The organism is Methylocapsa sp. S129 (assembly GCF_009765995.1).
Taxonomy (GTDB): Bacteria; Pseudomonadota; Alphaproteobacteria; order Rhizobiales; family Beijerinckiaceae; genus Roseiarcus.
In genome coordinates this window covers 86739-99385 of the sequence record NZ_LMUI01000016.1, presented here as the reverse complement: position 1 = coordinate 99385, position 12647 = coordinate 86739, and the positions used below count along the sequence as shown (strand labels likewise).

At 61.1% G+C, this 12647-nt stretch carries 10 protein-coding genes; 6 read left to right on the top strand and 4 right to left on the bottom strand.

Features of this window, described 5'->3' with window-relative positions:
- The first annotated feature begins 1 nt into the window (after position 1).
- The 4 genes from GSQ90_RS09740 (at position 2) to GSQ90_RS09725 (ending at position 5102) form a co-directional block, all read left to right on the top strand.
- Complete coding sequence (locus GSQ90_RS09740) at positions 2–991, top strand: ABC transporter permease (RefSeq protein WP_158814642.1); 990 nt, start codon at positions 2–4, stop codon at positions 989–991.
- Between the two features lie 31 nt (positions 992–1022).
- Positions 1023–2972, top strand: coding sequence for a hypothetical protein (locus tag GSQ90_RS09735; RefSeq protein ID WP_158814641.1), 1950 nt, complete (start codon positions 1023–1025; stop codon positions 2970–2972).
- Between the two features lie 30 nt (positions 2973–3002).
- Positions 3003–3986 carry a D-erythronate dehydrogenase gene (gene denD / locus GSQ90_RS09730; protein WP_158814640.1) on the top strand — a complete coding sequence of 328 codons (984 nt, stop codon included), beginning with the start codon at positions 3003–3005 and terminating at the stop codon, positions 3984–3986.
- Between the two features lie 84 nt (positions 3987–4070).
- The gene (locus GSQ90_RS09725; RefSeq protein ID WP_158814639.1) at positions 4071–5102 is read left to right on the top strand and encodes an aldo/keto reductase; all 1032 of its coding nucleotides are present in this window, start codon (positions 4071–4073) and stop codon (positions 5100–5102) included.
- Between the two features lie 169 nt (positions 5103–5271).
- On the opposite strand, the gene GSQ90_RS09720 is transcribed toward GSQ90_RS09725, so the two are convergent.
- The 4 genes from GSQ90_RS09720 to GSQ90_RS09705 form a co-directional block, all read right to left on the bottom strand.
- Positions 5272–6117 (bottom strand): carbohydrate ABC transporter permease, encoded by an 846-nt coding sequence (locus GSQ90_RS09720; RefSeq protein ID WP_158814638.1) that lies wholly within the window; start codon positions 6115–6117, stop codon positions 5272–5274.
- 3 nt (positions 6118–6120) lie between these two features.
- The gene (locus tag GSQ90_RS09715; protein ID WP_158814637.1) at positions 6121–7062 is read right to left on the bottom strand and encodes a carbohydrate ABC transporter permease; all 942 of its coding nucleotides are present in this window, start codon (positions 7060–7062) and stop codon (positions 6121–6123) included.
- 92 nt (positions 7063–7154) lie between these two features.
- Positions 7155–8411, bottom strand: coding sequence for an ABC transporter substrate-binding protein (locus tag GSQ90_RS09710; protein ID WP_158814636.1), 1257 nt, complete (start codon positions 8409–8411; stop codon positions 7155–7157).
- A 72-nt stretch (positions 8412–8483) separates the two neighbouring features.
- Complete coding sequence (locus tag GSQ90_RS09705; RefSeq protein WP_158814635.1) at positions 8484–9977, bottom strand: alpha-glucosidase/alpha-galactosidase; 1494 nt, start codon at positions 9975–9977, stop codon at positions 8484–8486.
- Positions 9978–10228: 251 nt separating this feature from the next.
- On the opposite strand from GSQ90_RS09705, the gene GSQ90_RS09700 reads away from it, so the two are divergent.
- Together GSQ90_RS09700 and GSQ90_RS09695 are read left to right on the top strand one after the other, a co-directional pair.
- Positions 10229–11026, top strand: a complete 798-nt coding sequence (locus GSQ90_RS09700) for an AraC family transcriptional regulator (protein ID WP_246731501.1) — start codon at positions 10229–10231, stop codon at positions 11024–11026.
- Positions 11027–11159: 133 nt separating this feature from the next.
- Positions 11160–12596, top strand: coding sequence for an NAD-dependent succinate-semialdehyde dehydrogenase (locus GSQ90_RS09695; protein ID WP_210254871.1), 1437 nt, complete (start codon positions 11160–11162; stop codon positions 12594–12596).
- Positions 12597–12647 lie beyond the last annotated feature (51 nt).

The window sequence follows — 12647 nt, the reverse complement described above, 5'->3', positions numbered from 1 at the left end:
CATGACGCCAACGACGCGTTCGACCGCCCCCGAGATGAACCGCGCGCCGCGCTCATATCTCAAGGCGTTTTCGCGTCTCGAGGTGCGGATGCTCGGTCTTGCGCTGGTCATCGCGATCGCTCTTTCGATACTATCGCCGTATTTTTTGAGGACCGCGAATCTCCTCAATCTGCTCGATCAATCCGTGGTGGTCGGCATTGTCGCGATCGGCATGACCTTCGTCATCCTGACCGGCGGCATCGACCTCTCCGTCGGCTCGGTCGCCGGCCTCACCGGCGTCGTCCTCGGTCTCTCCCTTCACCATTTTCCGATTCCCGTTTCCGTTTTTCTGGCGGTGCTCTCCGGCGCCGCCATCGGGCTCTTCTCAGGATTCCTGATCGCTTATTTCGACCTCGCCGCCTTCGTCATCACGCTGGGCGTCATGGCGATCGGCCGGAGTCTTGCCTATATTTTCTCCGGCCAAACCTCGATCACCGACATTCCGCCCGAGATCAACGATCTCGTCTATACGACATTGTTCGGCATCCAGAGCAACGTGCTGACCCTCCTCGCGCTCTACGCGCTGGCCTGGGCCTATCTGACCTATACGAAGGGCGGCCGGACGATCTATGCGGTGGGCTCCAATCGCGAGGCGGCGCGCACGGCCGGTCTCAGCGTGTTATTTTACAGCATATTGCCCTACGTGATCTCTGGCGCCCTCTCCGCGGTCGCCGCCACTCTCATGTCGGCGCAGATCCTCTCGATCGATCCGCTCGCCGGCAATTTATTGGAGCTCGATGCGATCGCGGCCGTTGTGATTGGCGGCGCCAGCCTCTATGGCGGCCGCGGCACGATCATTGGCACGCTGATCGGCGTTTTCATTATGGTGATGATCCGCAACGGCCTCAATCTCTTGGGCGTTTCGCCGTTCTGGCAGGGGTCGGCCATTGGCGGAATCATCATCGCAGCGGTGCTGGCCGAGCGACTGTTGAGTCCGAAGGTGCGCCGATAGACCGCGCCGCAGAACAAGGGAGTGCGTAACCATGTCCGAGGAGCCTTCTCGACATATCCGCCTGTTCGGGACGGAACAGCTCGTACCGCCACCGCGGATGTTGCGCGCAGGAGAGCTGGCGGCGGAGCTTGAGGCCGGCAATTTGCGCTACATCCGCTTTGGCGGAATAGAGATGATTCGGGCGATTTCCTTCATCGTGAGGGACAAGAATTGGGGCACCTACAATCCTGTCGTCAGCGATCTGAAAATCACTGAGGAACGGGAGAGCTTTCGCCTCGTCTATCAGGCGATTGCGAAGGATGAGACTCAGGAATTTCACTATACAGCAGAAATTGTCGGCCATTCGAATGGCGCGCTCCGCTTTCACGCGCATGGCCGCGCGATCACCGATTTCGTCACTAACCGAACGGGTTTCGTCGTCCTCCATCCGATCGGCGAACTTGCGGGCAAGGAAGCGCTTCTTGTCGACGTCGAGGGCAAATCCGTCGAAACCCGTTTTCCCGAACTGATCGATCCCGTACAGCCGATGATGAATCTTCGCTCCATTCGCCACGCTTTCGCCCCCGGAGCGACGGTGGAATGTCGCATGGAGGGCGACGCCTACGAGATGGAAGATCAGCGCAACTGGACGGACGCTTCTTACAAGACCTATGTCCGGCCGCTCGCGCGGCCGTGGCCCTATGCACTGAGCGCCGGGATGCCCCTCGATCAGACGGTGACTCTCACTGTCTCCGGCAAGCCGGCGGTTCGCACGGGCGCAAGCACAGCGATTTCGGTGCGCGTCGAGGAGCATGTCGGCGCCGTCCCGTCCTTGGGCCTCGGCCTGGACCCGGACGACGCAGAGACTGCGCTAATCCATGCAGAGGCGCTGGCGAGCGTCGGAGCCTCTCATCTGATCTGCCATTTCGATCCGCGGCGCGGCCATGATCGCAATAGTCTTCAACGATCGCTTGAGGCGGCGACGGCGCTCGGCGCAACGCCTTGGTTGGAAGCCGTAGTGACCGAAGTGGGAGATTTCGCCCAGGAGCTCGCTGCGCTGGGGAAGACTGTGGGTGAATTGGGTTCGCCCTTCCCGGTCGTCCTCGTCTCGCCGGCTTCTGATATGAAATGCACATTGCCCGGCAGCGATTGGCCGCCCTGCCCGCCCGCCGATCAACTCTATCGCGCGGCGCGTCTCGCCTTTCCGCATGCGAAGCTCGGCGGCGGCATGTTCAGCTATTTCACAGAGCTCAACCGCAAGCGTCCCCCGCTCGACGATCTCGATTTCGTCAGTTTCACGACCTCGGCGCTGGTCCACGCCGGCGATGACCGATCGGTGACGGAAGGGTTGGAATCGCTTCCCCACATCGCCAGAAGCGTTCGCGGCTTCACTGGCGATCGCCCCTATGCCGTCGGACCCAGCGCCATAGGCATGCGCGACAATCCTTATGGCGCAGCCCCGATGGCCAATCCACACAATGTCCGGCAAGCGATGAATCGTAACGACCCGCGCCAACGCGGGTTGCTCGGCGCGGCGTGGAGCCTGGCCTATTTCGCCCATTTCGCTCGGGGCGGCGCGCAGGCGATCGCTTTGGGCGGCGCCGTTGGACCGTTTGGCCTTGTCCATAGTCCGGCGACTTATCCGCAGCCCTGGTTCGACCAGCACGGCGGTCTGCTCCCGGCCTTCCATGTCTTGCGCGGCCTCGCGCGATTGAAGGGCCGCCGTTTGCGGCGCGTCGAGATTTCGGCGCCGCGCGAGATACAAGCCATCGCCGCCTCTGGACCCGGCGGCGAGGAGATATGGCTCGCCAATCTCATGGGCGACGTCAGGCGCGTCAGTCTTCACCCGAGACCAGCGACGGGCCGCATATCGCTTCTTGACGCCGATAGTTTCGTCACGGCGGCGTCGAACCCGGATGCTCTGGATCGTTTGGCGAAGCCAATGACAAGTTCCGAAATTGAACTGGACGCCTATGCCGTCGCGCGCATCCAGCTCTCCTGACGACGCATTACTCACAGCAAAGGTCTGATCATGAACATTCTGATAACGGGCGCAGCGGGTATGCTCGGCCGCAAACTCGCGCAAAGACTGGTTCGCACTGGGGAGTTGGGCGGTCGCACCATCCAGCGCTTGACCTTGGTCGACGTCGTTACGCCCGAAGCTCCCGCCGGTTTCGCCGGCGAGACTCATGCGCGCGCGGCTGATATTTCCGATCCGAGCCAGGCGCCGAGGCTGATCGCGAACCGGCCGGACATGGTCTTTCACCTTGCCGCCATCGTCTCTGGCGAGGCCGAAATGGATTTCGATAAGGGATACCGGATCAATCTCGACGGGACTCGCTTCCTGTTCAAGGCGATCCGCGCCGAGGCGGCAAAGGCCCCCTATCGGCCCCGGGTCGTTTTCACCTCCTCGATCGCCGTCTTCGGGGCGCCCTTTCCCGAGAAGATCGACGACGAGTTTTTCACGACGCCGCTCACCAGCTACGGGACGCAGAAAGCAATCGGCGAATTGTTGCTCGCCGACTATTCGCGCCGCGGAATCTTCGACGGAATCGGATTGCGGCTTCCAACGATCTGCATTCGGCCCGGCAAGCCGAACAAGGCGGCGTCGGGTTTCTTCTCTAATATTTTGCGCGAGCCGCTGGCGGGCCAGGAAGCCGTACTGCCTGTATCGGAAGACGTGCGCCATTGGCACGCCAGCCCACGCGCGGCGGTCGAATTCTTCATGCGCGCCGCGACGATGGATCTGACCCAGCTTGGCGCGCGCCGCAATCTGACCCTGCCGGGCTATTCCGCGACCGTCGGCGAACAGATCGCCGCGCTGACCCGTGTCGCGGGCGCCAAGGCCGCCGCGCTCATACGGCGCGAGCCCGACGCAAAAATCGAGGCCATCGTTGCGGGCTGGCCGCGCAATTTCGACGCGCGCCGCGCCGTTGCGCTCGGCTTCCGCGCCGAATCGTCGTTCGACGAGATCATTCGCGCGCATATTGACGACGAGCTCGGAGGGCGGCTCTAACGGCGCTGCCGCCGACGCACTCGTCGTCGCCTGTCAAGGCCCCACCAAGATGCCAAGCCTTCAACAACTTTGAGAGAACTACTCATGCAAACGAGAATTCTGAAAGCCCGGAACGGCGAAAATCTGGCTTTTTCTGTCGTCGGATTGGGAACCGGGCCGCTCGGCGACTTTTTCACGCTGCTCGACGAAAGGACTTGCATCAGCACCGTCGAACAGGGGCTCGCCAGCGGAATTCGCACTTTCGACAGTTCGCCCCATTACGGCAACGGACTCGCGGAGAGCCGGATGGGCGCGGGATTGCGCCGCGCGCCGCGTGATCAGATCGTCGTCTCGACGAAGATCGGGCGCATCATGAACCCGTTTATCAAGAAGCCGGAACCGCGCAAGGACGTCGTCTCGCCTGGATTTGCCGGCGGCTTCCCGCATGCGCCGCGCTTTGACTATTCCTACGATGGCGCGATGCGTTCGATCGAGCATTCGTTGCTGCGCACTGGGCTGGACCGTTTCGACATCGTTTTGATTCACGATTGCGATGTCTGGACGCACGGTCCGGAAGAAGCCGGTCCCCGCTTCAAGGAAGCTATGGCCGGCGCCTATCTCGCTTTGGATAAGCTACGCAACGAGAAGGTGGTCAAGGCGATCGGATTCGGAATCAATGAAGCCGACACCTGCGTCAAATTCGCCAAGGCCGGCGATTTTGACGTCGCCATGATGGCCGGACGTTACTCGCTGCTGGATCAAACTGGCCTGCAGGAATTCCTCCCCCTCGCCCTGCAGAAGAACATGGGCGTGATGCTCGCGGGCGTCTTCAATTCCGGGATTTTGGCGACAGGAGCGCAGCCGGGAGCCAAATTCGACTACGCCTCGGCGCCCGCGGAGATCGTGACGAAAGTGAAAAAGATCGAGGAAATCTGCCGAGCGCATGACACGACGATCCGCCAGGCGGCGCTGCAGTTCTCGATGGCGCATCCCGCCGTCGTCTCCATCGTGCTTGGCGCCGTCACGCCCGAGGAGGTCAAAGCGAACGTCCATGACGCATCGGTCACGATACCCAAGGGCTTTTGGTCCGACCTGAAGGCGGCCGGCCTGCTCGATCCGGCCGCGCCGACGGGCTGACGCGAACGCTATCGAGGTTTGACTTCCATCTGAAAAATGGAAGTCGGTTGGCGCACCTCCGCGGCAGCGCGCGACTGGACCGATCAGCAAATCGGCGGATCCTTCGCGCGGGGTCCGGCGCTGTGCCTGAATAGCTGAACGAACTCGACGGGCGCGCGGGGAAAATTCATCAGCCTTTGACCGCGCCAGCGGACAGACCTTCCACCAGAAAGCGTTGAAGATAAACAAAGGCGATCGCAACCGGCACAACCGCAAGGACAGAAGCCGCCATCAACAATCCCCAATTGGTCTGATGCGACCCCCGGAACAGCATGATTCCCGGCGTCAGCGTGCGATGGCCGTCATCGTTGATGAGGACATAGCCGAACATGAATTCATTCCACGCGGCGATAAAAGCGAAGGCGCTCGTCGCCAAGACGCCCGGCGCGGAGAGCGGCAACAGGATTCGCCAGATGAAGCCGACGCGCGAGCACCCGTCCATTTCCGCCGCTTCCTCGAGTTCGAAGGGAACGCCGTCAAAAAAGCCTTTCAGCATGAACGTCACGAGCGGGATCATGAAAGTGCAGTAGACCAGGATCAGCGCCCAATAGGTGCTGAGCAAGCCCAGGCGCTGCATGAGGACATAAAGCGGCACGAGGAGGAGAACCCCGGGAATCATCTGCGACACGAGCAGAGCGCCGCCAACCGCTTTGGCGACGGCGTAGCGTCCCCATCGGCTGAGCGCGTAGCTGCTGAAAACCGATACGGTCAACGTGAGCAACGTCGAAGCTATCGCCACGATCAGACTGTTTCGAAAATAGATGGCGAAATCGCTGTCAAACAGAATGGACTCGAAATTCTCAAGCGTCGGGGCGGCGATCAGGAAGGACGGCCGGTCGCTCATAACTTCGGCTGCCGGTTTCAGGGCGGTGTCCAGCATCCACAAGAATGGAAAGAGGCAGAAGAAGCAGAAGAAAATAAGCGTCGCATAAGTGAGCGTCGCTCTAAACAGATTTTGGCTGCGCGAAACGACCATCGCTTATCGCGCTCCCTTCCGCCGCACGCTGTAATAGTACATGAAGAACATCGCCGCCATGAAGCTCATGGACATCGAAGCAAGAGCGCAGGCGGCGCCGACGTCATGGTCCTGCATGGCGTATTTGTAGATCATCACCGGCAGGGTCTGGGACGAATTCAGCGGACCGCCGGCTGTCATGACCCAAATGAAATCGAAATTGATCGCCGTCCAAATGATGTGCAGGAAGATCAGGGTCAGCGATACCGCTTTGAGATGCGGCATGGTGATGACTAAGAAGCGCCGGATCGGCCCAGCGCCATCCATCGCCGCCGCCTCATGCAGATCGGGAGGAATAGCTTGAAGCGCCGCCAAAATGCTAATCGTATAAAAAGGGAAGCTGCGCCAGACATTGACAAAAGTGACAGCGAGTAAGGCGGTGTCGATGCCGCCGAGCCAATCGCGCGGATGCGCGAGCAGGCCGAGGCGCACCATCCACGAGTTGATCAGGCCATAGTCGGGATTGAGCAGCCAGATCCAGTTCAGCCCGGCGACGGCGATGGGAATGACCCAAGGCACCACGACGATCCCGCGGAAAATAGCGCGGCCCCGGATCGGTTGGGCCAGGGCGATCGCCGAGGCCAAACCCAAAGCATATTCGCCTGCGACCGACAGGCCTGTCCAGGTGAAGGTATGCCAAAGCGCGGGCGCAAACTCTTCATCGCTCAGGATCGTGTCGTAATTGTCGAAGCCAGCGAAGCCCACTGTGCTGGGATCGACGAGATTAGCGTAACGGAAGCTGAGCCAAAGGACGTTGCATAGGGGGTATGCGATCAGAACGAGCAGAAACGCGGCGGCTGGCGCCAGGAACAACGCGGCGACGCGCTGCATGCGAGCGTGGCGAAACAGCATCCCTCTAGGTGCTGGAGCAGCTTCAGCGATCGTGGCGTGTTCGACAGCGGCCATTGGTTGGGCGTCCTGGTCGCCGATCCCCCGCGAAACAGTCGCGACCCGGAAGGCGTCGCCGCCTGCCGGGCCTCGTTCTATAGAACGCTGCGTCACTGTGAGGAAATTTCCCCGGTCTGACGCAGACTCTTGTTCACAGCCTTGCCGAGCCATGCCGCAACCGAGGCGGGATCTTCGTTTTTAAGCAGAACGCGGCCGATTGATTCCTCCATATCCCGCGTGATCGATCCCAGCGCCACAGGCGGAAAGGAAACGCCGATCGGCGTCAGCGAAGTGAACGGCTTGCCCCAGATTTCGTCGCCTTCCACATCCATGCGCGGCGAGCGGTTGGGGTTGACGGCGCCCTGGAACGCATGGCTGAGCATGAAGGAGGCAAATTCCCAAGTCTCTTCGGGATGTTTGCCCTTATACACGAAGAACGGATTGATTTCGAAGAAGGTCGCGGGTTTCAGGCCGGCCGGCGGCGGAACGACGCGCACATCCTTCATCTGCACCGGATTCTGCTGGGCGCGGCCGCTCATCCAGGCGCCGTCGATGACCATGGCGTATTGGCCGAGCGAGAAATTGGTGTCCTCCTCTTCCCAGCCCCAACCGGCGGCTTGCGGCGGCATCGCGCCCTTGTCGAGCAATTGGCGATAGAGCGCGAAAACTTCTGTGACGCGCTTCATTTCGTCGGAATTTTCCGCCCAATCGTTCTTGTATTTTCCGTCCGGCTGGCGTTTGGCGATCTCGGCGTCGTTCTGCGCCAAATACATCAGAAGTTCCTGCGGCGAGCGTACGCCGCGCCCGGCGATGCCGAACCCGAATTTCCCGGTCGTCTGTTTGATCTTCTGCGCGGCGTCCAGCAACTCGGCCCAGGTCTTGGGCGGCGCGGCGACGCCGGCCTGCTTGAGCTGATCCTCGTGATAGAGCAATCCGCGCAGGCCAAGATAATTCGGCAGGGCCAGGAGCTTGCCGTCGATGGTCAGCGCCTGCAGCGCGTTGGGATAGATCTTGTCGCGCTCGGGCCATTTCGCCGCATAGGGGGTGAGGTCGGCGAGCGCGTTCATGCGGTTCAGTTCGCCGAGCCATTCGACGAGACCCCAGCTCAGATCGGGCGCCTGACCGGCGGCGACCGAGGCCGTCAGCTTATCGTGCAGCGCGTCGAAAGCGATCGTCTGAGTCTTGATCTTGATATTGGGATGCGACTTCTCAAAATCCGCGATCTGCCCGATCGCCGCTTTGGCGTCGGCTTGCGTCGGATCCCACGCCACCCAGAAATCGAGCGTGACGGGCTCGGCGCGAACCGCGCTTGCAAGAAGCGGCGTCATCAGCGCGCCAACAAGCAATCCGATTTTCAACAATCTCATGATGTTTCTCCCCTTGAGTTGTTTATTTATTATCCGGAGCGCGGACCCGGTCTGCGCCGTCGCCGGCTCCTATCAGGCCACGACTTGTTGGTCGGGCGAGACGCCCCCTTTTTCGCGATTGCGCGCGGCGCGCATCTCTTCGATCGAGCGCACCGGAAGACGCGCGGCGCCCTGCCAATCGCTCTTGGGGACCTGTTTCTTGAGCAAGCGCGCCTTTGCGCCATCGATAGCGTGGGCGTATTGCGGAAGCCACTGCGCCTGCGCGACGAGCATTTCATCCGCCATCTGCCAGACCTCATCGGGCGTGCAGACGGCCCCGACCAACGGGTCGTTGAGCATTGCAAGCTTGAGCAGATCGACGTCGCCGGCGACCGCGGCCTTCACCGCCATGCGTTGAACGTTGATCGAGGCGATGCAGGGCGCAGCGCAGGCGTCCGGAAGGGTGAGGCCCGCCCTCATATTGAGCCCGAAACGGTCAACGAAGCCTGTCGTCTCAACAATCGCGTCGTCAGGCAAATTGGTAATCAGCCCTTTGTTTTTGACATTGAAATGGCCGCGATAGACCCGGCCGGTTTCAAGAGCCTCGATGATATAGCTCGCATGTTCCGTGGTGCGCCGCGCCGGATCGACGGGCTTTTCGGCATCGCTCAGAAAACGCGGGAATTCTTCCTCGAACCAGTTGCGGCCTTCCGTGCAGACCCTGAGATAGCCGCCGGTCTCGCCATGGATCCAATCGGACATATCGATCCAGCGCGTGATCTCGTCCGGACGTTTGCGGTACCACGGCAAATATTCCGATAAATGGCCGTTGCTCTCGGTCGAGTAGACGCCAAATCTTTTGAGGACGTCGATTCGCACCTTTTCCTGTTTGGCATAAACAGGGTGGCGCTCGTAGGCTTCGACCAATTCGTCCCGGCCGATGCGCCGCCCCTTGTAGCGGATGTCGATATACCAGGTCTGGTGGTTGATGCCCGAGCAGATATATTCGACCTCCTGGGGATTTTCGGCGCCGAGAACCTCGGCGATCTGGCGCCAGCCGTGCTGCACGCCATGGCAGAGCCCGATCGTCTCAACCCCGCCGTGGTCGATCGCCGCCCAGGTGTTCATCGCCATCGGGTTGGCGTAGTTCAAAAGGCGTGCGCCAGGCTCCGCGACCTCGCGGATGTCTTTGCAGAAATCGAGGATCGCTGGAATCGAGCGCTGGCCGTAGAGAATGCCGCCGGCGCAGATTGTGTCGCCGACGCACTGATCGACGCCATATTGCAGCGGGATGCGTATGTCGTCGGCGAAGGCTTCGAGCCCACCGACCCGGACGCAATTGATGACATAACGCGCGCCCTCCAGCGCGGCGCGCCGGTCAGTCGTCGCGCTGATGCGGGTCGGCAGTTTGTTGACCTCGACGATCCGGTCCAAAATCTTGCGGATCATTGTCAGATTGTGGGCGTTCATATCGGTCAGGGCGAATTCGACCTCACGAAGCTCCGGCACGCAGAGGATGTCGCGCACGAGGGTGCGGGTAAATCCGACGCTGCCCGCGCCGATGATCGCAATTTTCATGGAAGCCATTGATTCCGCTCTCCGGGGCTGCGCGAGGATCGAAAAACGCGACACAAACGAGCGAACCGGCCCATTTGCTCCCACTTTCTAACATCCGACGATCAAGCTATTGAAAGTTTTCGATCTATGATCACCCTTGCTTTGGGTGGCTAGAGGACATTGGTGCTCTTATGGGTAATTCTGTGCTCACGAGTCTGGTTGAGCGAGGGCCTTTTCGCTGCGCGATTTCCCTGCCTCGGCGACGCGATCGCCTGCATGTCATGCCGACCAGCACCGGCTATGAGATCGCGACAGGCGCCTCCTACGACTGGAACGGGCGCAAGCGCGGCCACACGCCCTTCTCCGTCCTCCAGCACACCACATCCGGCGCCGGTCATTTGAAATACGAGCGCTTGACCTATCGGATCCAGGCGGGAGAAACGATGCTCGTGACAATTCCGCATTCGCATCGCTATTGGGTCGAAGAGGGCGAAACCTGGTCGTTCTTCTGGATCGCCATGAGCGGCCAGGAAGCGCTGCGGCTCCATCGCTCGATCCTTTCCGAAGCTGGACCGGTGTTCCGTCTGCGACCCGACACGATCGAACGGCTTGCGCAAACGAGCCTTGATTTGACGGACAGCCCTCTCGAAGCCGGGCGCGCCTCCAGCGCCGCCTATGCCGCCACCATGGCTCTCTTCGACGATCTTCTCGCCAGGCAAGAATTCAGCGCCGGCGACCATCGCCACGCGGCGATCGGACGCGCCGCCGCGCACATACGCAACCATCTCGATAGACCGCTAGAGGTTCAGGACCTCGCCGACGTCGCAGGGTTTAGCCGGGCGCATTTCAGCCGTCTGTTCACGCAGATCGAAGGAATCTCCCCGTCGGAATTCGTCCTGCGCGAGCGTATGCAGCGCGCGGCGCGTCTGCTCGTCACGGGCCAACTCAGCGTCAAGGCCATCTCGAGCGCCTGCGGCTTCGATGACCCGAATTACTTCGCCAAAGTCTTCCGCAGAACTTTCGCGATTAGCCCGTCCGATTTTCGCACCACCGGGATGTATTCCGCGCAGCGGGCATGAGGCGCATCCGCAAATCGGCGCCGCGATGTGATTTATTGGACGTGAGCAGCGGATGAGATTATATCGCGCTGCTGCGCGACAGTTCTACGAAACGCAGAATTGGCTCACCCAAACCTATGCAAGAGGCAGGCCCATGATCTATCCAGACGTTTCCCTGTTCATCGACGGCTCATGGAGCGTGGCGGGCGCCGGGGCGGCGATCGATGTTCTCAATCCGGCGACAGGCGATCGCATTGGCGTCGTTGCGAAAGCCACGCGCGCCGACCTCGACCATGCGCTCGCCGCCGCCGACCGCGCCTTTAAGACCTGGAGCAAAATCTCGGCCTTTGAGCGTTACAAGATCATGCGCAAGTCCGCGGAAGTTTTACGCGCCCGCGCCGATGCGATTGCCGAGATTATGACCATCGAGCAGGGCAAGCCCCTTGCACAGTCCAAGCTGGAAACGCTCAACGGCGCCGATATCATCGATTGGTGCGCTGAAGAGGGACGGCGCGCCTATGGCCGTCTCGTGCCTGCGCGGGCCGATGGCGTCCGTCAAATGGTCGTGAAGACGCCGGTGGGACCGGTCGCCGCCTTCACGCCCTGGAATTTTCCGATCAATCAGGCTGTGCGAAAGATTGCCGCCGCGTTGGCTGCCGGATGCGTCATTATCATCAAAGGCCCCGAGGAGACGCCGGCGTCCTGCGCCGAATTGGTGCGCGCCTTCGCGGACGGCGGCGTTCCGTCCGGCGTCATCAATCTCGTATTCGGCGTTCCCTCGGAGATTTCGGAGCATCTCATCCCGAATCCGGTCATCCGCAAGGTGAGTTTCACCGGCTCGACAGCGGTCGGCAAGCGGCTGGCTATGCTCGCCGGTGAGCATATGAAGCGCATCACGATGGAGCTTGGCGGCCACGCGCCGGCGCTGGTCTTTGACGACGCGGATCTTGACGCGGCGGTCAAGCAACTCGCCAGCGGCAAATACCGCAACGCTGGTCAAATCTGCGTCGCGCCGACGCGCTTCCTCGTGCAGGAGAAAGCCTATGCGCCGTTCCTGGAAAAATTCGTCGATGCCGCCAAGGCGATCAAGGTCGGCGACGGGCTCGACCCCGAAACGACGATGGGCCCCCTCGCGCATCTGCGACGCGTCGAGGCGATGGAGGCTTTCGTCGCCGACGCGCTTTCCCATGGCGCCAAGCTGTGCGCGGGCGGCAAACGCATCGGCAACAAGGGATTCTTCTTCGAGCCGACCGTGCTCGCCGACGTCCCGAACAGCGCGCGGACCATGAATGAAGAACCATTCGGCCCACTCGCGATCATCAACCGTTTTGACGATTACGAGGAGGCCGTGACGGAGGCCAACCGGCTCGACTATGGCTTGGCCGCCTATGCCTATACGAAGTCGGCCAGGACAATGAACAAACTCGGCGGCGCCATCGAAAGCGGCATGGTTTCGATCAACCATCTTGGCCTTGGTCTGCCCGAAATCCCGTTCGGCGGAATCAAGGACTCGGGTTTTGGCAGCGAGGGCGGCGCTGAAGCGCTTGAGGCGTTCTTCAACACGAAGCTCGTCACGCAGTTCGAGGACTGAACGGCGTTATTACGCTGACTTTGGACGGATGCAATTTAGCCTTCGCCCATG

Bases quoted from the DNA above. Each gene is read 5' to 3' on its own strand.
- GSQ90_RS09715 (WP_158814637.1), bottom strand. From the start codon at position 7,062: ATGGCCGCTGTCGAACACGCCACGATCGCTGAAGCTGCTCCAGCACCT.
- GSQ90_RS09695 (WP_210254871.1), top strand. From the start codon at position 11,160: ATGATCTATCCAGACGTTTCCCTGTTCATCGACGGCTCATGGAGCGTG.
- GSQ90_RS09735 (WP_158814641.1), top strand. From the start codon at position 1,023: ATGTCCGAGGAGCCTTCTCGACATATCCGCCTGTTCGGGACGGAACAG.
- GSQ90_RS09710 (WP_158814636.1), bottom strand. From the start codon at position 8,411: ATGAGATTGTTGAAAATCGGATTGCTTGTTGGCGCGCTGATGACGCCG.
- GSQ90_RS09720 (WP_158814638.1), bottom strand. From the start codon at position 6,117: ATGGTCGTTTCGCGCAGCCAAAATCTGTTTAGAGCGACGCTCACTTAT.
- GSQ90_RS09705 (WP_158814635.1), bottom strand. From the start codon at position 9,977: ATGGCTTCCATGAAAATTGCGATCATCGGCGCGGGCAGCGTCGGATTT.
- GSQ90_RS09740 (WP_158814642.1), top strand. From the start codon at position 2: ATGACGCCAACGACGCGTTCGACCGCCCCCGAGATGAACCGCGCGCCG.
- GSQ90_RS09700 (WP_246731501.1), top strand. From the start codon at position 10,229: ATGCCGACCAGCACCGGCTATGAGATCGCGACAGGCGCCTCCTACGAC.
- denD (WP_158814640.1), top strand. From the start codon at position 3,003: ATGAACATTCTGATAACGGGCGCAGCGGGTATGCTCGGCCGCAAACTC.
- GSQ90_RS09725 (WP_158814639.1), top strand. From the start codon at position 4,071: ATGCAAACGAGAATTCTGAAAGCCCGGAACGGCGAAAATCTGGCTTTT.